Below are 21,229 nucleotides of genomic sequence, written 5' to 3' on the forward strand. Positions count from 1 at the left end.
TTTTATTTCTTACCTGCTCTTTATAAGGGCAGTTGTATAAAAATCACTCTTTATTTGATTTTTTTTCTGGTACTGGATCATATCCCCCTTCATGAAGGGGATGACATTTTAGTATGCGTTTGATACTTAACCAACTTCCAATAAAAAAACCATGTTCTTTTATTGCCCCAATTGCATAATAAGAACAACTAGGGTGAAATCGACATGTTGGTCCCAACATTGGAGAAATTACTTTTTGATAAAGTTTAATTAATCCGATTGGGATTTTTCGCAACGCTTCGCTAATTTTTTCCATAATTTATTAAGTAAGGAAAACAGCTCCTGATTTGATAATTTATCTAAGCCACTTTTACCGACTACAACTATATCAATATTTGGAAACGAATGACGTTGTAAACGAAAGCTCTCTCGTATTATACGTTTAAGTCTATTTCTGTCGTGGGCATATTTAACTCTTTTTTTAGATAAAGTAATGCCTAAACGAGGATTATCTGATTCGTTAAATCTAGCTAGTAGGGTAATTTGGGGAGAAACTGCAGGAATTGCTTTATTGAAAACATATTCAAAGTGGGTGGGAGTAAGTAGTCTTAGCTCCCGAGAAAAGTTATTTTCACCCACCTTGGATAATTAAGCTGATAAACGAGCACGGCCTTTAGCACGACGATTAGCTATGACCTTACGGCCATTCTTAGTCGCCATACGGGCACGAAAACCGTGTGAACGCTTACGCTTTAAGTTGCTTGGTTGAAATGTTCTTTTCATGACCTAGTCCCGTTACATAAGGTTAAACAAAATGAACACTGTAATAACCAAATGTTTGGTTCGACTGTGCTCAAAAATGACGCTGAATAATAGAGATCACTTGTGCCTTTGTCAATTAATTAGTGGCAGTTCATTGTAATTTTATTCCGCTATTGGTGTTTATCTCTGTAACCGTTAAATAAACCTATTATTTTTGATAAGTTTAATAATTTTTATAATTTATCCACAAAAAATTCCCTGAGACACAGATTTACTCGTTCTTGATAGTTAAAAAAGGCCTATTAAAAGCAATAATTGTTATGAATAAATTCAGGTTTATTAATTATTTATATCCCTTAAAGTAAATAAATATAAGGATTTAGGAACTTAAATGAATTTATTTTAAAATGGTTATTGCCTTGAGGTGGTGTTTAGCGAGATAATTCACAGCTAGTTTAAAAATGTGCATTTTTAACTTATATTTAATTGTAATTTATTATTTTCAAATTTTTAATATTTTACGTATTTCTTCTTTATAGCCTATGTTGTGTATGGCCGGAGTAGTTTTTTTTAATGTCTATATGGAATCAGTGCCTCGACAGGTTACAGCAAGATTTACCTATTCAGCAGTTCAGCATGTGGATAAGACCTCTTCAAGCAGATTATGATGAAGAATATCTAACATTATTTGCTCCTAATCGCTTTGTTTTAGATTGGGTGAGAGATAAATATTTTGTTCAAATTACTCAGTTATTATCAGAATTTTGCAATAATAAGCCACCTCAATTAAGGTTTGAAGTGAAGCTTGCTGATGTTGGAGTAAGTGCACCATCCAAAATGACAACTAGAGTTTCAACCGTATCTACTGCTACACCTTTAGTGCAAAGTTCAGCAGCAAGTGGAGTCGCTGCTTTAGCTAACCATAATTCAAGTTCCCAAGTTATTGATACGGTACCAGCTCATAAAAGTAATATTAACCTTACATATAAATTTAATAATTTTGTTGAGGGTAAATCAAATCAACTAGCAAGAGCTGCTTCTCAGCAAGTAGCGGATAATCCAGGTGGTGCCTATAACCCACTATTTATATATGGTGGGACTGGATTAGGTAAAACACATCTGTTACATGCTGTCGGTAATGGAATTATAGATAATAAAAAAGACGCTACCGTTGTTTATATGCAATCTGAAAGGTTTGTTCAAGACATGGTAAAAGCATTACAGAATAACGCCATAGAAGAATTCAAACGTTATTATCGCTCAGTTGATGCATTGTTAATTGATGATATTCAATTCTTTGCCAACAAAGAACGCTCCCAAGAAGAGTTTTTCCATACCTTTAATGCGCTACTAGAAGGCAATCAGCAAATAATTTTAACGTCTGATCGTTACCCCAAAGAAATTACAGGTGTAGAGGATAGGCTTAAATCTAGGTTCGGGTGGGGATTAACTATCGCTATCGAGCCTCCTGAGTTGGAAACAAGGGTGGCTATTCTAATGCGGAAGGCGGTGGAGAACAAAATATTCTTACCAGATGAAGTCGCGTTTTTCATTGCTAAAAGATTAAGGTCAAATGTTAGAGAGCTTGAAGGAGCATTAAATCGTGTGATTGCTAATGCTAACTTCACAGGTCGGCCAATTACCATAGATTTTGTGAGGGAAGCTCTTAGAGACCTATTAGCATTACAAGAAAAGTTGGTAACTATTGATAATATTCAAAAGACGGTAGCGGAGTATTACAAAATTAAAATGGCAGATATTTTGTCTAAACGCAGGAGTCGTAGCGTAGCGAGGCCAAGACAAATGGCTATGGCTTTAGCTAAAGAATTAACAAATCGTAGTTTACCAGAGATAGGAGATGCCTTTGGCGGTAGGGACCATACTACTGTATTACATGCATGCCGAAAAATAGTACAGCTAAGGGAAGAAAGTCATGATATAAAAGAAGATTATCAGAACTTAATTCGTACACTCTCTTCATAAAAAATATTACGAGTAGAAAATGAAATTTAGTATTAGCAGGGAAAACTTTTTACAACCCCTTCAATTAGTTTCAGGCGCGGTTGAGCGTCGTCATACATTACCCATCTTGTCTAATGTGCTAATAAAAGTTAGTGAGAACTCACTTTGGTTAACAGGCACTGATTTAGAGGTAGAACTTATATCAAACGTTACTCTTACTGATGCGTTTGTAGAGGGTGAAATTACTGTACCAGCTAAAAAGCTGTTGGATATTTGTAGAGGTCTGGCGGAAGGTAGTAATATTGACTTCAGTGTCGACGGCAACAAAGCCATTTTACGTTCAGGTAGAAGTAAATATAGTTTATCTACTCTATCAGCAGAAGATTATCCAAATCTAGAAGATTGGCAGGGTGAACTTGAGTTTGAAATTTCGCAAGCTGATCTAAAACATCTTATTGATAGTACACACTTTTGTATGGCTCAACAGGATGTACGTTATTATTTGAATGGTATGTCTTTGGAAACAGAAGATAACTTGATTCGAACAGTCGCTACTGATGGGCATAGATTAGCGCTATGTCGTTTAGCCTACGAAAATGCAACTTTACCTAATCGCCAAGTTATCATTCCTCGTAAGGGTGTTTTAGAAATTATTAGGTTAATTGAAGATGATGAAAAGTTAGTTAAAGTTCAGGTTGGATCAAACCATATTAGAATTTTTTCAACGGACTTTATTTTCACTAGTAAGTTAGTTGATGGAAGGTTCCCTGATTACCGCAGGGTACTGCCAAGAGACGGTGATAAAAAGATAGAGTCTAGCAAGGATGTATTAAAACAAGCGTTCTCGAGAGCTTCTATTCTTTCTAATGAAAAGTTTAAAGGTGTACGCTTAAACTTATCTAGTGGTGAACTTAAGATTACTGCCAATAACCCAGAGCAGGAAGAAGCCGAAGAAATAGTGGATGTTGATTATCAAGGTGATAACTTAGAAATAGGATTCAACGTGGCTTATTTGATAGACGTTATGAATGGTTTAAGTTGTGATGATATTCGAATTACTTTAGCTGATTCCAACAGCAGTGCGTTGCTTGAAGACGCAAAAGATGACTCTGCTCTATACGTTATTATGCCAATGAGACTGTAGGTGTAGTTGTTTATTTATATGTTGTTTAAACTGATATGAAACTGGATAAAGTCCAGATAAGTAATTTTAGAAATTTAGATAGCTTGTCTTTTACTCCCAATAAAAATCTAAATATTTTTATTGGAGAGAATGGAAGTGGTAAATCCTCAATATTAGAAGCATTGCATTATTTAGGCTTTGCTCGTTCTTTTAGAACATCCAAGCATAAGAATGTTATTCAAAGTGGAAAAGATAACTTTACCGTTTATTGTTCTAGCCAAGAAAAAGAGCTTAACTCTTTTCATAAGTTGGGTATTAGTCGACATAGAGACGATAGTTGTGTAGTTAATATTAACGGTGTTAAATCTAAGAAAGCTTCAGATTTGGTCAGTTATTTACCAATACAAATATTTACCCCCCAAAGCTCAGATTTACTTTTAGGCGCCCCAAAACTTCGGAGGCGTTTTATCGATTGGCTATTGTTTCACGTGGAACAAAATTTCAACCTCGATTCAAACGTTTTCATGAAGAGCCTTAAGCAACTCAATGCTCTTTATAAAAACAACACTAATAATAACTTAGGTTCAGAAAATTATTGGGCTGAATTATTTTGTAATCAAGGAGGCAAAATTTCGGAACAGCGTGAAAACTTACTCACAATAGGGTTGATCCCTATGATTAATTCTACATTAGCAGATTTTTTACCTGAGTTTTCTTTCGAAATTTCGTATTATAGGGGATGGGAAAAAGAGCTTACTTTAGAACAATCATTAAAAAAAAATTTGATACGAGATTTGCGAAATGGTTTTGTAAGTGCAGGTCCTCATAAGGCAGATATAAAAATTAAGATTAAGGGCGTAAATGCTCATGAATTGCTTTCTAGAGGGCAATTACGGATGCTTGTAGCAAGTATGCAACTAGCCCAAACCCTTTATTTACAAAGCAAAACCAATAGGCCATCGATATTCCTATTAGATGATATCGGTGCCGAACTAGATGAAGATAAGCGTAAGGTATTTATATCTAAATTAGCAAACTCTGATACGCAATTATTCGTTACAGCGATTGATATTAACCAATTAGAATTTATAGAAAATTATAATGATAAAACAGTGTTTCACGTGGAACATGGTCATGTGAAAGAGGAGATTTAACTAAATGGCAGAAGAAAATGTTTATGATTCGTCCAGTATCAAAGTCCTTAAAGGATTAGATGCTGTAAGAAAAAGACCTGGTATGTATATCGGTGATACAGATGACGGTACCGGGCTTCACCACATGGTGTTTGAAGTAGTAGATAACTCTATAGATGAAGCTCTAGCAGGGCACTGTTCTAGTATCAACGTGAAAATTCATATCGATGGTTCAGTATCTGTTAAAGATGATGGCCGAGGAATACCTACCGAAATCCACGAAGAAGAAGGTGTATCAGCTGCAGAAGTTATCATGACAGTACTGCATGCAGGTGGTAAATTTGATGATAATTCGTATAAGGTTTCAGGCGGATTACATGGTGTTGGTGTATCTGTTGTAAATGCGCTTTCCAAAAGGCTACAAATTCAAATTCGTCGCTCTGGTAAATTGCACGAGCAAGAATATCAACATGGTGAGCCTCAAAAGCCATTAGCAGTGATTGGTGATTCAGAAACATCTGGCACAAGCATTCGTTTTTGGCCCAGTGAAGATACATTTACTAATGTAACTTTCCATTACGATATTCTAGCTAAAAAACTACGTGAGCTATCATTTTTGAACTCAGGCGTTTGCATTATTCTTGAAGATGAAAGAGATGGAAAAAGTGATAGGTTTGAATATGAAGGTGGGATCACTGCCTTTATTGAATATTTAAATCAAAATAAAACACCTATACATCAAAAAGTTTTCTACTTTGAATCAAATCGAGATGATGGGATTTCTGTAGAAGTTGCCATGCAATGGAATGATAGCTTTCAGGAAAATGTATTTTGTTTTACTAATAATATCCCACAAAAAGATGGTGGTAGCCATTTAGCCGGCTTTAGAGGAGCATTAACACGTACCTTGAATAGTTTTATGGATAAAGAAGGTATGGCTAAAAAGTCAAAAACTAGCACTAGCGGTGATGATGCTAGAGAAGGTTTGACTGCTATTATTTCGGTTAAAGTACCTGATCCAAAATTCTCTTCACAAACTAAAGATAAACTTGTTTCTTCTGAAGTAAGACCAGCAGTTGAAACAGTAATGGGTGAAAAACTACAAGAGTTTTTACTAGAAAATCCATCTGATAGTAAGATTATAGTCGGAAAGATTATTGACGCCGCTAGGGCTCGTGAGGCAGCAAGAAAAGCTCGAGAGATGACCCGCAGAAAAGGCGCCTTAGATTTAGCTGGATTACCAGGTAAATTAGCCGATTGTCAGGAAAAAGATCCAGGTCTTTCTGAACTATATATAGTGGAAGGGGACTCTGCTGGCGGTTCAGCCAAGCAGGGAAGAAATCGTAAAAATCAGGCAATACTTCCGCTGAAAGGTAAAATATTAAACGTTGAGAAAGCTAGATTCGACAAAATGTTATCTTCTCAAGAAGTCGCAACTCTTATCACTGCTCTAGGTTGTGGTATTGGTAGGGATGAATATGATCCTGAAAAACTCCGTTATCATCGCATAATTATTATGACAGATGCTGATGTTGATGGCTCTCATATACGTACATTGTTGTTAACGTTTTTCTATCGTCAAATGCCAGAAATTATCGAACGAGGCTATATCTATATTGCCCAACCTCCTTTGTATAAAACTAAGAAAGGTAAGCAGGAACAATATTTGAAGGATGATGAATCGTTAACTAAATACCTAACTTCAATAGCATTAGATAATGCGTCTCTTTATGTAAATGAAGATGCTCCAAGTATCACAGGTGTAGCCTTAGAAACCCTTGTGAAACTATACCAAGATACAACTAGTATGATTACACGCATTAGCAGAATAATGCCTGAGGTAATCTTGAATAAGTTGGTATATAGCAATACTTTAGAATCTGAAGATGTAAATGATGAACAAAAGTTAATAGCATTTGCTAAAGACTTTACTGCTGCATTAACTATCGATGAAGTTGATGGAGCTACTTACTCATTTGAAGTTCGCCATGATTCAGAAAGAAGTTACTGGTATGTAGCTATTATTATAAGATTACATGGTATTGATACTGAATATAAATTAGATAAAGAGTTTTTAGAATCTAATGAATATAAACGTATTAAAGAATTGAATGTGGCTATAAATGGAATTATAGAGTCAACAGGCTATGTTAAACGTGGTGAAAAAACCAAATCTGTCACTTCCTTTGTAGACGCCTTGGATTGGTTAATGGCTGAGTCTAAACGTGGTCAATACATACAACGCTATAAAGGGTTAGGTGAGATGAACCCTGGTCAACTGTGGGAAACGACTATGGATCCAACATCTCGTAGAATGTTACAAGTCAAAATAGAAGATGCCATTGGTGCAGACCAACTATTTACTACTTTGATGGGAGATCAGGTTGAGCCTAGACGAGCATTTATAGATGAAAATGCTCTTAAAGTTGCAAACTTAGATGTCTAGTTTACCGGTAAAATAATCAATATAAAAAAAACCGCATCATTTTGATGCGGTTTTTTTAGTTAAATCAAAAGCTTATTATATTTTCCTGATACTAACTTTAGGTGCCCCAAATCCTCCAAAATCAATTGAAAACTCAAATGTACCCGTTTCAGTTGGTGTAAAAATGAAATTATTATCAGTCGACTCACAATTAGCTTTATTACGAGAACCCGGTTTAACGACAATATTAGCGTTGCTTGCATATCCACAATTTAAACCAGGCGTCCAATTTTCATCGGCAAATTTAAAGTCATAGGGTTGACCATCTGCAATTAAGTCAATACGCGTAGCATAGACTTGATCTGCTACTTCTTTTAGTTTGTATTGCTCGTCAGCTTCCCACCAAGAAAAAACGCCTCTTAGATAGAGTTTGTCGTAACCTTCATCTTTAGCAAATTCTTCAATGACATTTGTCGCACAGCCACTGAAAACTAAAAGAAGTAATACGCTAGAAATACAACTGCGTATATTGTTCATATTTACCATCACCTAAAACTTAATGTAAAAATTTTAATTTAAAACAGAAATATCTGCACAACTTAAAAATAAGCCTCGAAGCCTTGCTAATAATGAAAGCCTATTAAGTTTGATAGCTTCATTTTTATCCATAACCATAACATTATCAAAAAATGAGTCTATAGGCTCTCTAAGTTCTGCTAGATGAGTAAGAGTATCCTTATAGTTAGATATTGCTAATAGGGGCTCTACGGAGCTTTCTATGGCTTCTAAATTGTCTACTAAATATATCTCAGCAGCCTCTGTTAACAGAGATTTATCTAATGGCTTACTAATATCTATCGGGTTCTTAGCCAAAATATTAGCAACACGTTTATTTGCCGCTGCAAGTGCTTCTGCTGATTCTAGCGTGTTGAATGCCTTTACCGCTTCAACTCGTGCAGCAAAGTCGGCTGGACGAGTAGGGCGATTTACTGCCACTGCTTGTACTACCTCTGACGGCACGCCTTGTTCTGCATACCATGCTTTAAATCGAGCTAGAACAAAATCTACGACATTATCAGATAAGCCATTAGTTTTAATTTTATCTTCAAATGTGATGATAGAAGCTTCAACTAACTCTACTAAATCTAAAGGTAAGGAATTTTCTACGATGATCCTTAAAACACCTATTGATGCTCGACGTAAAGCAAATGGGTCTTTGTCGCCTTTAGGTGTTTGTCCAATTCCAAAAATTCCAACTAAGCTATCTATCTTGTCTGCTAGTGCTACACACATACTTATTTGTGAGGAAGGTAAAGAATCGCCAGCAAATCGTGGCATATATTGTTCATTTTGTGCAAGTGCAACAACCTCTGGTTCACCATCAAGCCGCGCATAGTGCATACCCATTACACCCTGGACATCTGGAAACTCCATAACCATATTAGTCATGAGGTCGGTCTTACTTAATAAGCCGGCTCGATAGGCTAGTTTAGGTTCGTTGAGCCCAAGATTTACAGCTATTGTCTCTGCTAATTTGGCAATCCGTTCACTCTTCTCGTAAACTGTTCCTAATTGTTTCTGAAAAAGAATAGTCTTTAGGCTTTCGAGTCTTGATTCTAACGTTACTTTTCTATCTGTATTAAAAAAGAACTCGGCATCTGCTAACCTTGGCCTGATTACTTTTTCATTTCCTTTAATTATAACTTGAGGATCTTTGCTCTCAATATTAGTCACAAAAACAAAAGTAGACTTTAATTTCCCGTTAGAATCAATAAGTGGGAAGTACTTTTGGTCGTCCTTCATAGTGTAAATTAGCGCTTCTTTAGGTACCTCTAAAAAAGATTTATCGAAATTAGCTGAAAGGGCAACTGGCCACTCTACCAATGACGTTACTTCATCTAATAAATCTTCGTTTATATCAGCTATACCATTTTCTTGCTTTGCTATAGCTTGAACAGCACTTAGTACTTTTTGCTTGCGTTGTACGTAATCAGCCATAACATAATTCTGTTCTAATAGACTTATATAATTATCGGCTGTATCTAACTCAACATATCCTTGAGAGTGAAATCTATGCCCTTGGATATTCCTAGATGACTTAATACCTAATACGGAGCCTTCAACTAAGTCACTTCCATATATCATAGTAAATGTGTGTATGGGACGAATAAATTGCGTGTCTTTAGAGCCCCAGCGCATAGCTTTTGGGATTGGTAATGCTTTTAATGATTTATCCACTATGTCCGCAATAATGCTCTGAATAGGTAGTCCTTTTACTTCTGCTTTAAATAACAGCCATTCACCTTTTTCGGTTTTCAACCTTTGGGCTTCGCTAACGTCTATTCCGTTTGATTTTGCCCAACCCTGAGCTGCTTTTGTAGGGGTACCGTCTGCGTCAAAAGCTGCAGTTATCGCTGGGCCGCGCTTTTCTACTGTTTTATCTGATTGGTATTCTGACACATCCACTACTTTAACTGCCAACCGCCTTGGTGAGGCAAACCAAATCACTTTCTTAAAACTAATGTCACTTTCCGTAAGTAATTGTTCTATATTTTCTTTAAAAGCTGTAGCTAACTTAGATAAAGATTTTGGTGGTAACTCTTCAGTACCAATTTCTACTAATAAATTGTCTATGCGCATGGCTACTTCTCCTTTTTACATAGTGGAAAGCCAAGGTTTTCTCTAGCTTGGTAGTAAGCTTCGGCACAAGCTTTTGACAGTGACCGAACTCTTAAAATGTAACGTTGGCGTTCAGTGACAGATATAGCATGTCTTGCATCTAATAAGTTGAATGCGTGGGAGGCTTTCATAACTTGCTCGTAGGCTGGTAATGGAAGGTTTGCTTCAATTAACTTTTGACTGTCTTGTTCACATTGGTCGAATGTTGCAAACAAATAATCTACATCTGCATACTCAAAGTTATAGGTAGATTGTTCAACTTCATTTTGATGAAATACATCTCCATAAGTGACTTTACCCATGGGGCCATCTGTCCAGACTAAATCGTAGATACTATCTACACCTTGAATGTACATAGCTAACCTTTCTAATCCATAGGTTATTTCGCCAGTTACTGGAGCACACTCAAGCCCACCTACTTGTTGAAAGTAGGTAAATTGGGTAACTTCCATTCCATTTAACCAAATTTCCCAACCAAGCCCCCAAGCCCCGAGCGTGGGGGATTCCCAATTATCTTCTACAAAGCGAATATCGTGAACTAAAGGATCAAATCCAAGCTCTTTAAGAGACCCAAGATATAACTCCTGAAAATTATCTGGGGAAGGCTTTAACATTACCTGAAATTGATAATAGTGTTGTAGACGGTTGGGGTTTTCTCCATATCGGCCATCTGTAGGGCGACGACACGGTTGTACATAAGCACTATTAATTGGTTCTGGACCAATAGAACGTAAGAATGTCATCGGATGGAAAGTACCAGCCCCAACTTCCATATCTAGAGGTTGAATTATCACGCAACCTTGTCGGGCCCAGTAATCTTGAAGCGCTAAAATTAGCCCTTGGAATGTTTTACAATCAAACTTCTGCATTTTCCCCTGCCACACCATCAATAAATTTAAAAAAACATCCGTAAGTATACCTTTTGTAGAGCCTTCTATGTACCTCTAAAGGTGATTTAAACGGCTATAGGCTATTACACTTAGCGTATTCTTTTAATTTCTTAATCATTTAAGTGAGTAGGAGACTGAGGGATTAATGAATTACTGTAAACTTAGTAAGAGTTGATACTTCATTAAGTATCTTAGAAGATAACTTTGCTTCTAGTTCTTCCCTAAACACATCTTGTTTGAAAGTTTCCTTTTTTGACTGGGCTTTTCTTTTGTCATGGGTGGGAAGATGCTCGACAGCGATAAAGAGCTCATAGAGAGCAGGGTATTGTTCGTTCACGTTAGGCTTATTAGATACGGGTAAACATTCTAGTAAGTGCACTAACCGAATACACCCTTCTGACAGATTGCACTGTTGTTGTTCTATAGCTAAAGCTATCGTTTGTATACTTTCGATTATTTTCTCGATTCGTAACTTTGCGGTGTTTTCTTTTCGCTGTGTTTGTACTTTTAGCTGGAATAAAAGTGAGCCAGCATAAAATGCAAGCGCGCCAATTACAATAAGAGCAATAATGAATAGTAGATAGATCATAAATTAATTAGTGATAGTTTAATCTTTAAAGTCGTCAATATTTAAAGCGTCAAGACCGTCATACATGCTTGATGAACTCGTAGTATTATCCAATTCTTCAGGTGCATCGGATAGCCCAAGTATTTCGCAAAGTTCTTTGTGTCTCGCTAATTTAATGTCCATGTAATGTCGTTCTTCTCTAGTAATTTTGCCTCCTGCATCTTCTTTTTCTAGTAACATTGAAAGGGTCATATCTTGTTCTAATTCAGCGAGTTCTTGAGCCGGTGAAAAGTGCCTAATCTTGGTTTTTGTGGCAGCCTTTGTTGTGCTTTTTACCACAACTAATTCAATAGGCTTTTTGCTGCCATGCCTAGGATCTTTTGATATATTAGATGAGCCAATGCCGACAGTAGTTATCGATTCGCTGTTTCTACTTCCTGCTGGCTTTCCTTTAGGTTTTTTTAAGCGCTTTTCAGTTGGTTTACGAACGTTTGAAGAGGTTTTTGTGGTTCCTATTTTTCCAACTTTTCGCGATTTCTTTTGCCTTGGCATAACACACCTGTGTAACTCATGATAATTGGCGTGATTCTACCTTAGTTTTAGTTAATCTGCGTGGCTTGCGTGATATTTAGATAGAAAAAAAGCGATAGGGTCACTATCGCTTTTTAATATAAGAGTGTCACACTAGACACTTCTCCCAGTATTGTTCTTCCTAAACTTAGTTGCTCCTAGTTATCTTCATTTATAAATATTGTTATCGAAGATATTCATTGATCTCCATGATGCTTTGTTTTTCGTCCTTGTAATATTCTAAACTTTAAAGCATACACGAATGAGTCGTACTTACAATTTATTTACATGTCTGTATGAAATATGTTCTAAATTATTTCTAGTGTAAAATGTATATGTATAGTCTAGTGAAGGCCTGATACATAACTAGATATTATTTCTATTTCCTTATCTGTCATTTTCTTGGCAATATCACCCATCATGCCATTTAAAGAATTTGCACGCTCCCCAGAGCGGAATGCTTTGAGTTGGGTTGAAATATATTCTGCGTGTTGACCACTAATATCAGGGAAGCCAGACAAACTAGTTCCGTTACCTCTAGGGCCATGGCACGCTATACACGCAGTAACGCCGCGCTCTATATCGCCCCCCACATAGAGCTTTCTTCCTGCTTCAACTATATCTTCTGCTGCTTCACCGGGGCTTGCTTCTTGACTCGAAAAATAAGCGGAAATATCTTCAATATCCTGCTCTGATAAGCCTACTGCCATACCATTCATCACAGCGTTATTGCGACCTTCGGCCCCCCCACTTTTTGCAGCAAGCTTAAATTCGTTTAGTTGTTTAACTAAATATTTAGTATGTTGGCCTGCTAACTTAGGATTCATCGCTATGGCGCTATTACCATCCATTCCATGACAAGCAGCACAGATAGCTGACTTGTTTTTACCTTGTTCAGCATCACCCTGTGCGAAAGCACCGGTACTAAAACCAACGAATAAACTTATTAGAAGACCAAGATTTTTCATTATTTTCTCTTTAAACATGTGATTAGAGGGTTCTTATTAAACCTTAACTGGGTATTTTACACATTTACAGCGTTAGTAAAATAAATTCATTCACCTTTTCCCTGATATAATTGTGGAAATATACAAAAAACATCTGGTAGCAAACCATATTTGGAGTCAAAGTGAGTCATTATAATCAAGCAAGGTTTAGTATTAGTGCCCCAGACATTACGCATTTGGGGCCAGATGAGGGAATTGAAATAGCGTTTGCTGGACGCTCCAATGCGGGCAAGTCTAGTGCGCTAAATAAACTTACTAGGCAAAAGAACTTGGCTAGAACAAGTAAAACACCGGGAAGAACACAGCTAATTAACGTGTTTTCTCTGGATGAAGACAGAAGGTTGGTAGATTTACCGGGCTATGGATATGCTCAGGTTCCATTGGAAATTAAGAAAAAATGGCAAAAATCTTTAGGAGAGTATCTTCAAAAAAGGAATAGTATAAAAGGTTTAGTTGTTCTAATGGATATCCGTCATCCATTTAAAGATCTTGATCAAGAGCTAATATATTGGGCTGTTGCTGCAGATTTACCGGTTTTAGCTCTCTTAACTAAAGCTGATAAGCTCAAGTCTGGGAAACGTAAGAGTCAATTATTGATGGCAAAAGAGGCCGCTATGGCATTTTGTGGTGACGTTAGTGTAGAAGTTTTTTCGTCTACGAATGGGATTGGTTTGGATAAGCTCCAACAGAAACTTGATTCTTGGTATGGATATGAGTTTAAAAAGAAAAGTGAAATATAAGGTGTTTTTTAGGGTAAAAAAAACCCCAGCAATAAGCTGGGGTTCAAACAAAGGTTAGAAATATCAAACCTCTGTACCCTACGGGCGAATTCTATAAAAAATGCCCTGATAAACCAAGTAGATTATGCGTTTTAATCGATTAACTGAACTTAATGTACGATTAATGGGCCTCATCCCAGTTTTCACCTAAACCCGCTTCTACTACTAAAGGGACATCTAAAGTCACAGCTTGCTCCATTAAGGATATAATTTTAGCTTTGTATTCAGATATTTTATGTTCCGCAATTTCAAATACTAGCTCATCATGTACTTGCATTATCATTCTAATTTCATCGTTGGGGAGTTCTTGAATCCATTGGTCTACTGCCAACATTGCTTTCTTTATAATATCAGCCGCTGTTCCTTGCATCGGAGCATTAATAGCGGCCCTTTCTGCTCCTTTTCGGCGCATACCATTGCTTGCATTTATTTCTGGTAAGTATAAACGCCTTCCAAAAACTGTTGAAACATAGCCTTTCTCTTTGGCTAACTCTCGAGTGTTTTCCATATAGGTTAGAACGCTAGGGTAGCGTTCGAAGTATACATCCATATATTTCTGGGCATCCTGTCGCGAAATATTAAGTTGACGAGAAAGGCCAAATGCAGACATGCCATATATAAGTCCAAAGTTAATGGCTTTGGCGTTTCTACGCTGTTCGGTTGTAACGTTTTCTAAAGGTGTGCTGAAGACCTCAGAAGCCGTAGCAGAATGTATATCCTTTCCAGATGCAAAAGCTCTTAGTAAACCCTTGTCACCAGATAAGTGCGCCATAATACGTAGTTCTATTTGTGAATAATCGGCTGCTACAATTTTATAATTATCTCTAGCAATAAAAGCTTGTCTTACTCGCCTACCTTCGGGGGTTCGAATAGGTATATTTTGGAGATTAGGATCTGTTGAAGATAACCTACCCGTTGCAGCAATTGCTTGATGATAAGAGGTATGCACTCTTCCGGTACGCACATTTATCATTTTTGGAAGCTTATCCGTATAGGTGTTTTTTAGCTTGCTTAACCCTCTGAACTCCATCAATAATTTAGGAAGAGGGTAGTTGTTAGCTAACTCTTGTAAAACTTCTTCGGCTGTTGACGGTGCTCCTTTGGGGGTCTTTTTAAGAACAGGTAATTGCATTTTATTAAACAAAATTTCCTGTAATTGTTTTGTTGAGCCTAGATTGAACTCTTCGCCTGCTAGTTCATAAACTTCTTTTTCTAGCTCAAGTACTCTCATCGCAATGTCTTGACTTTGTTGAGCTAACTGTTGGCTATCAATCAATACACCAAACTGCTCCATTCTAGCCAGCACTGGAGCTAAGGGTAACTCTATGGTTTCAAATACTTCTTTGAGTTCCTTTTCTTCGCTTAACTTGTTCCAAATAGTATTATGTAATTGCAGCGTAATATCGGCATCTTCAGCTGCATAGGGAGCAGCTTTTTCTATCGGGATTTGATTAAAGGTTAGTTGTTTAGCTCCTTTCCCTGCTATGTCTTCAAAATGTATGGTTGTCTTCCCTAAATAAGTCTCAGCTAAACTATCCATATTATGTTTTGAGCCAACACTATTTAATACATAGGACTCTAGCATAGTGTCGTAAGCGATCCCTTGAAGGTTTATTCCATAATTCGCTAGAACATTTTTGTCATACTTTAAATGCTGTCCTACTTTTTTAATGGACTGATCTTCCAATATCGGTTTTAAAGCATCAAGTACTACTGACCTTTCTAATTGCTCTGGAGCATCTAAATAGTCATGTGCAAATGGAACATAAGCGGCTTCTCCTTCTTTTACACAAAAGGAGACGCCAACTAATTCTGCATCCATATAATTTAAACTGGTCGTTTCTGTATCAAACGCGAATAACTCAGATGAAGAGATTTTCTCTATCCAAATATCTAATTCTTCTTGGCTAAATATCGTTTGATAATTTTGATTACTCTCTTTAATCGACTCACCAATATCTTTTTCTGCGGATTCATTTTCTAAAGGTATTTCAGCTTTTTGAGCTATCTCTGTTAATAATCGTTTAAGCTCAAACTTATTGGCGAGTTCAATTAAACGTTCATCGTTTGGTGAGACTGGTTTCAACTCTGTAACGTTAAGTTCTAACTCTACATCAAGTTTAATGGTGGCGAGTTTATATGATAATGGCAGAAACTCTATTGCCTCACGTAAATACTCTCCAATCTTTCCTTTAACCTTATCTGCATTTTCTATAACCTCTTGTAACGAGGCATGTTCGTTTAGCCATTTGGCTGCTGTTTTAGGGCCGCATTTATTGACCCCTGGAATATTATCGACTTTGTCACCCATTAAGGCTAAATAATCGATAATTTGATCTGGTTTCACTCCAAATTTTTCGACAACTCCAGCTTCATCCATTTCTACGTTTGTCATCGTATTGATTAGCCTGACATGAGGGGTCACCAATTGAGCCATATCTTTGTCACCTGTAGATATGATGGTTTCAATTTTCAACTCTGATGCCTGATGGGCTAGGGTACCAATTACATCATCGGCTTCGACACCTTCGATTACTAATAAAGGTAATCCCATAGCTTCAATTATTTGATGAAGGGGTGCAATTTGGGTTCTTAAGTCATCTGGCATAGGTGGCCGATTGGCTTTGTATTCAGGGTACATGTCGTTTCTAAAGGTTTTCCCTTTGGCGTCAAATATCACCACAATATTCCCCGCGGGATAGCTTTTTTGAAGACTCTTTATCATATTTAGGACCCCAGTGATGGCACCTGTAGGTTGTCCATATGAAGTACTTAAAGCTTGTAAATAAGGAACGTGATAGGCCCTAAATAAATAAGATGAACCATCAACCAATATAAGAGGTTCGGATAAAATTTGTAGAGTATTTTTCATGGTATTAAGCCTGGATAGGTTGTGATGGCTGAAGATTAATAAGGATGCCATAACTGAAATTAATCATCTATGTATACTATAAAGGTGAATGTGGATAACTATGTAGATAATAAATAAAGAAGGTAAGCAATTTGAATTGTGATAAATATTAATATTACAATAAAATTGTTATATAACAGTATTTTACTTTTTTTCACACTAATGATGAAGATAGTTGTTTTTGAAATAATCTATGTGGATAACTTAATTGAAGTATTATTTATTTCAAAAATAAGCGGATAAGATACACACTAATTATAATAGATGAAAGTCATTTTTTAGTTTTTTAAAGTAGAGATTTTAAAAAAACAGCCTTAAAAATTATAAGCACATTGTTGTCTGGATAAGTAGATAATTATCACCCCCTTCTTTAATACATTTAGTTTCATAAAAACCTAAATCATTTTTAGACTTATAGTGGTGTTGCTAGCCAAATAATAGCTGTAGATGTACCTTTCTGTTATCGTACGGTTCTATTCTTTTTTATTAATAATATACAATGTAAAGATCAAACTTAATGGGAGGCCTTTAAGCTATTTATGCTGTATTTCTCCGCGTCTATTATAATTTTGGTTAACGTTTTATGAGAATCAATTAAGTTATGCAATACCGTACGATTATCCGAATTTTAGGGCTATTAATCGCCTTGTTTAGTGTAACTATGATTCCACCTGCTGTCGTCTCTGTTATCTATGAAGATGGTAGTGGCTTACCATTTTTAATGGCATTTATTTTATGCTTGGTTACTGGATTAGCCATTTGGTACCCAAACAGAAAATATCGCTATGACTTGAGAGCAAAAGAAGGTTTTTTAATAGTAGTGTTATTTTGGACTGTTCTAGCAAGTTTTGCGGCCTTGCCTTTCTTGTTACTAGAGCAGCCTCAAATGTCCACTTCCGATGCTTTCTTCGAGTCTTTCTCTGGCTTAACTACCACGGGGGCTACCGTTATTGAAGGCATTGATTATTTGCCTAAAGCCATTCAATTTTACAGGCAGCAGCTCCAATGGTTAGGGGGGATGGGGATTATTGTATTAGCTGTGGCTATTTTACCTATACTCGGGGTAGGGGGAATGCAGCTGTATCGTGCTGAAACACCAGGACCAGTTAAAGATTCAAAAATGACCCCTCGCATTGCTGATACAGCTAAACACCTTTGGTATATCTACTTGTCTTTAACAACTGCATGCACCATAGCTTTTTGGTCGGTGGGAATGAATTGGTTTGATGCAATCTGCCATGCATTTTCAACTATTGCGATTGGAGGATTTAGCACCTATGACGCGAGTCTAGGCCACTTTAATAGCGTTGGTGTCAATATTGTATGTGTGATCTTTTTATGGATAGCGGCGTTAAATTTCTCACTTCATTATGGAGCGGCAAGTGGTCGTAGTCTAAAGGGATATTTTTATGATCCTGAATTAAAGGCTTTTTTCCTTATCCAGTTTTCTTTGGCACTAGCATGTTTTGTTGTTTTGATACATTTTAGTTGGTTTGATGACGCCGGTACCGCATTTGACCAGGCCTTAATTCAGTCGGTTTCTATCAGTACTACTGCTGGGTTTGCTACAACAGAATTTTCTCAATGGCCGGCGTTTTTACCTATTATGTTAATTTTTTCTAGCTTTATTGGAGGGTGTGCTGGCTCTACTGGTGGAGGTATGAAAGTGATAAGAGTTTTACTTCTCTATTTACAAGGGAAGCGTGAGGTAAATCGCCTTATACATCCAAAAGCAGTGTATTCCGTAAAGTTAGGGGATAGAGCCTTACCTGATAGAGTTGTCGAGGCAGTTTGGGGGTTCTTCTCTGCTTATGCGATGATTTTCGTGATTATAATGGTGTGTTTGATTGCAACAGGTATGAGCGATGTAACTGCATTTACTGCAACCGCCGCCACCCTAAATAACCTTGGTCCTGGTTTGGGTGACGTTGCAGGCACATATGCTGACGTCTCAGACGCTGGTAAATGGTTGTTAATCTTAGCGATGCTGTTTGGTCGCTTAGAGATATTTTCTTTACTAGTCTTATTCTCACCAACATTTTGGAGAAGTTAACCAGTTTTCGCACATTGGCTTTTTTAGGTTTCAAATAAGCTTTGTTCTGTAATGAGTTCTATATGACCAATTCTTTCTTTAAAGTCTGCACTAACGGCTTCATTTTTGAGTATTCTAGTTCTATGTCTTTCGAACAATTTGCTGTACTTAACTATTTTTTTACCTAAAATTTCCCACCCTTTTTGTTTGGCTTCTAAAGGCCAATCTTCGAGTTCTATTTGAGAGGTTTCTAATTTACCTGTGAACATTCCATAAAGCATATGTAGCTGGTTATCAATATTACCTTGCTTTGATTGTTCTATTGTTAACCCACTTAGCATTGACATCCAATTTATAGAGCTTTTTAAGGCCTCATAATAGTTTTCTAATGCATCTTCATCATAGGCGTCTATCTCAATGTCACGGGAGCGAGTTGTAACATTACTAGAGCCTTTGTTAGAAAAAACGCCTGCTGCCATAGAGGTAAAGCTAGACTTTTCTTTTACCTCTGGCTTAGGAGGCGCTTCTTTTTTAGCAACATAAACGGGTTCTTGTTGCACCGGCTTTGGCTTGGGTTTCGATACCTTTACAACCCCTTTTGGGCCAGCAACCACATCTCCAACTTCCACTCCCTTATTCTCAACCAAAACTCCATCTGAATAACTATCTTCTACTGCGGTAATTTTCACTTTTCCTAATGTTTTATACTTTATCTTGATCACTCTACCTGTTTTAGGGTCTTTGATGCTGCCTGTAGGGCGTCTAACTTTATAAGTATTGCCTACTACTAAATTTGAGCTAAACCCCTTATTTAAAGTAACCTCATCGTCATCTATATAAGCTATGAGAGTGTCTTTTGAGGTTGTGATAGGTATTGGGTTGGAACCAGTAGAGCTTAGTTTGTTTTCTAAACCTGCATCACCTATCTTTTGTGCAAGGTCTTTCATTGCTTTACGTAGTGACGCAGTTTCATTTTTGGTGTTATTTTTTTCTCCTCCACCAAACCCGAATACTTTAACATTGGTTGATGACTTTTTGCCCGTACCTGTATCAGCAAAAACGATTTGCCCAGTATTCACGTCGATAATCCGCACATCGACGCTAGCCATAAAGTTCTTTTTCCCTATATTAACACCCCCACCCCCACCACCAGAGTTACTACTACCAAACTCAGTAATGGCTCCTGTTACGATAAAATCGACACCTATTAGACGTCCGATTTCTGCCGCTGTAGATGGGTCTATTCTTCCCGACTGCCCAAAGTCCTGTTCTTTTAAGATACTACTCATGCGTTCTCTTTCAAACACATCTAGTTTTGTTGCTTTAACAAGCTCTGTCGTTAGCATATCTGCGGCGCCTGAATTTAAACGCCAACTTGTGCGGTAATGAGTACGGTTTTCAAAATCGACTATTGCTACTCTTGGCGCAGCTAATGCTTCTGCGTTTATTGCCACTAAACAAATCATCACTAATATTGAGCGGATATACAGCCTCATTGTTAACTCCTTTTTAATATATATTTTTCTAATTATTAGTTTCAATTCTAAAGTCAGCGGACTTTCTTAGTCTTGCCTTAATTGATAGGTTTTCACGTAGCAGCACCTTTTTTTCCCATGCGTCATAGCCAGGTATACTAATTTTAACAGTATGCATACCTGCAGGAAGGGAAAGTGATTCCCCCGCATTTCCGTAAAATACACCGTCAATTTCAACGTCTGCTTCATCTGGGACTGATTGTATTTGGACTAAAACTGAGCTGGGAGTATTGTCTTGTTCTAGTTTAAATTGGTTGCTTTGATTTATCTGTTCCACAAAGCTAGTACTAATTTGCTGTGCTAATTCGGTAAATGTACGATTTTTGTTTGAGCGGTTTTGACTGTCTTGCAGGGTATGTTCGGCTTGTAGGCTATCTGAAAAAACAATGGCACCAGTTTGCGTGTCTAATATGCGAACACTTACACCTAAGTGATAAGTTTCTTTGGTGGTTCTTACTCCATATCCAGAAAAAGTTTCTCTATCAATATCTGCATTTAAAATTTGTCCAGTTAATAAATATTCTGCACCAGTTAAGTTTCCAATTTGAATGACCTGATTTGAGGCTACTAATCCACTTGAGCTCAGTTTTAACTCTCCCATTATGCTATTTAGTCTTTCTCTTTCTACAACAATAAATTGAGAATAATTAACTAACTGATTGGATAGTAGGTTTGCGATTTCTTGGCTTAAGTATGGGTATCTAATACCGGTACGATCGAAATCAATGACTGCTATACGAGGGTTAGATAAGGCACTTTGACTGACGAGTAGCATAGTCAACAAAGCCATTGAAAATAAAGAACTGCGAAGATTTATGCTAAGTACAAGTTTAAAATAGTCCATCATTCTAAAATACTTTTATTGATTAATTTT

Annotated in this window: 18 protein-coding genes; 6 read left to right on the forward strand and 12 right to left on the reverse strand. The window is 36.9% G+C overall.

Translation table 11 applies throughout. The features are described from left to right. Positions 1 to 43: 43 nt before the first annotated feature. From yidD to rpmH, 3 genes are read right to left on the reverse strand one after another with little or no spacing between them, the layout of a single operon-like run. Positions 44 to 295 (reverse strand): membrane protein insertion efficiency factor YidD, encoded by a 252-nt coding sequence (gene yidD, locus ABJE44_RS13285; protein WP_348109720.1) that lies wholly within the window; start codon positions 293 to 295, stop codon positions 44 to 46. Next, positions 250 to 618, reverse strand: a complete 369-nt coding sequence (gene rnpA, locus ABJE44_RS13290; protein ID WP_348109722.1) for a ribonuclease P protein component — start codon at positions 616 to 618, stop codon at positions 250 to 252. The genes yidD and rnpA overlap by 46 nt, the downstream gene beginning before the upstream one ends. A gap of 9 nt (positions 619 to 627) precedes the next feature. Continuing rightward, positions 628 to 762: a 50S ribosomal protein L34 gene (gene rpmH / locus ABJE44_RS13295; RefSeq protein ID WP_007615483.1), complete on the reverse strand. Its 135-nt coding sequence runs from the start codon at positions 760 to 762 to the stop codon at positions 628 to 630. 552 nt (positions 763 to 1,314) lie between these two features. Between rpmH and dnaA the strand changes: the two genes are divergently transcribed. From dnaA to gyrB, 4 genes are read left to right on the forward strand one after another with little or no spacing between them, the layout of a single operon-like run. After that, positions 1,315 to 2,724, forward strand: a complete 1,410-nt coding sequence (gene dnaA / locus ABJE44_RS13300; RefSeq protein WP_348109725.1) for a chromosomal replication initiator protein DnaA — start codon at positions 1,315 to 1,317, stop codon at positions 2,722 to 2,724. Positions 2,725 to 2,743: 19 nt separating this feature from the next. Continuing rightward, a complete protein-coding gene (gene dnaN / locus ABJE44_RS13305) occupies positions 2,744 to 3,847 on the forward strand; it encodes a DNA polymerase III subunit beta (RefSeq protein ID WP_348109727.1) in 1,104 nt (367 codons plus the stop codon). Positions 3,848 to 3,882: 35 nt separating this feature from the next. Continuing rightward, a complete protein-coding gene (gene recF, locus ABJE44_RS13310) occupies positions 3,883 to 4,980 on the forward strand; it encodes a DNA replication/repair protein RecF (RefSeq protein ID WP_348109729.1) in 1,098 nt (365 codons plus the stop codon). 4 nt (positions 4,981 to 4,984) lie between these two features. Beyond that, positions 4,985 to 7,405 (forward strand): DNA topoisomerase (ATP-hydrolyzing) subunit B, encoded by a 2,421-nt coding sequence (gene gyrB / locus ABJE44_RS13315; RefSeq protein WP_348109731.1) that lies wholly within the window; start codon positions 4,985 to 4,987, stop codon positions 7,403 to 7,405. Between the two features lie 75 nt (positions 7,406 to 7,480). On the opposite strand, the gene ABJE44_RS13320 is transcribed toward gyrB, so the two are convergent. From ABJE44_RS13320 to ABJE44_RS13345, 6 genes are all read right to left on the reverse strand, one after another. Then, on the reverse strand, positions 7,481 to 7,921 hold the full coding sequence (locus ABJE44_RS13320) for a hypothetical protein (protein ID WP_348109733.1): 441 nt from the start codon (positions 7,919 to 7,921) through the stop codon (positions 7,481 to 7,483). Positions 7,922 to 7,954: 33 nt separating this feature from the next. After that, positions 7,955 to 10,024, reverse strand: coding sequence for a glycine--tRNA ligase subunit beta (glyS, locus tag ABJE44_RS13325; RefSeq protein ID WP_348109735.1), 2,070 nt, complete (start codon positions 10,022 to 10,024; stop codon positions 7,955 to 7,957). A 2-nt stretch (positions 10,025 to 10,026) separates the two neighbouring features. Beyond that, the gene (glyQ, locus tag ABJE44_RS13330) at positions 10,027 to 10,932 is read right to left on the reverse strand and encodes a glycine--tRNA ligase subunit alpha (RefSeq protein ID WP_133471966.1); all 906 of its coding nucleotides are present in this window, start codon (positions 10,930 to 10,932) and stop codon (positions 10,027 to 10,029) included. Positions 10,933 to 11,095: 163 nt separating this feature from the next. Then, positions 11,096 to 11,542, reverse strand: a complete 447-nt coding sequence (locus ABJE44_RS13335; protein WP_348109737.1) for a DUF2489 domain-containing protein — start codon at positions 11,540 to 11,542, stop codon at positions 11,096 to 11,098. Positions 11,543 to 11,560: 18 nt separating this feature from the next. Continuing rightward, on the reverse strand, positions 11,561 to 12,073 hold the full coding sequence (gene yihI / locus ABJE44_RS13340; protein ID WP_348109739.1) for a Der GTPase-activating protein YihI: 513 nt from the start codon (positions 12,071 to 12,073) through the stop codon (positions 11,561 to 11,563). A gap of 362 nt (positions 12,074 to 12,435) precedes the next feature. After that, positions 12,436 to 13,059, reverse strand: coding sequence for a c-type cytochrome (locus ABJE44_RS13345; RefSeq protein ID WP_348109741.1), 624 nt, complete (start codon positions 13,057 to 13,059; stop codon positions 12,436 to 12,438). 161 nt (positions 13,060 to 13,220) lie between these two features. On the opposite strand from ABJE44_RS13345, the gene yihA reads away from it, so the two are divergent. Then, positions 13,221 to 13,838, forward strand: coding sequence for a ribosome biogenesis GTP-binding protein YihA/YsxC (gene yihA, locus ABJE44_RS13350; RefSeq protein ID WP_348109743.1), 618 nt, complete (start codon positions 13,221 to 13,223; stop codon positions 13,836 to 13,838). Between the two features lie 160 nt (positions 13,839 to 13,998). Here yihA and polA read toward each other — a convergent pair whose 3' ends face one another. Beyond that, positions 13,999 to 16,749, reverse strand: a complete 2,751-nt coding sequence (polA, locus tag ABJE44_RS13355) for a DNA polymerase I (protein ID WP_348109745.1) — start codon at positions 16,747 to 16,749, stop codon at positions 13,999 to 14,001. Positions 16,750 to 17,389: 640 nt separating this feature from the next. Here polA and ABJE44_RS13360 point away from each other — a divergent pair. Beyond that, the gene (locus ABJE44_RS13360; protein ID WP_348109747.1) at positions 17,390 to 18,841 is read left to right on the forward strand and encodes a TrkH family potassium uptake protein; all 1,452 of its coding nucleotides are present in this window, start codon (positions 17,390 to 17,392) and stop codon (positions 18,839 to 18,841) included. A 23-nt stretch (positions 18,842 to 18,864) separates the two neighbouring features. On the opposite strand, the gene ABJE44_RS13365 is transcribed toward ABJE44_RS13360, so the two are convergent. Beyond that, positions 18,865 to 20,316, reverse strand: a complete 1,452-nt coding sequence (locus tag ABJE44_RS13365; protein ID WP_348109749.1) for a CsgG/HfaB family protein — start codon at positions 20,314 to 20,316, stop codon at positions 18,865 to 18,867. A gap of 28 nt (positions 20,317 to 20,344) precedes the next feature. Continuing rightward, on the reverse strand, positions 20,345 to 21,202 hold the full coding sequence (locus ABJE44_RS13370) for a CsgG/HfaB family protein (RefSeq protein WP_348109751.1): 858 nt from the start codon (positions 21,200 to 21,202) through the stop codon (positions 20,345 to 20,347). Positions 21,203 to 21,229: the final 27 nt, after the last annotated feature.

It is taken from the genome of Paraglaciecola sp. (assembly GCF_039942875.1).
Taxonomy (GTDB): Bacteria; Pseudomonadota; Gammaproteobacteria; order Enterobacterales; family Alteromonadaceae; genus Paraglaciecola.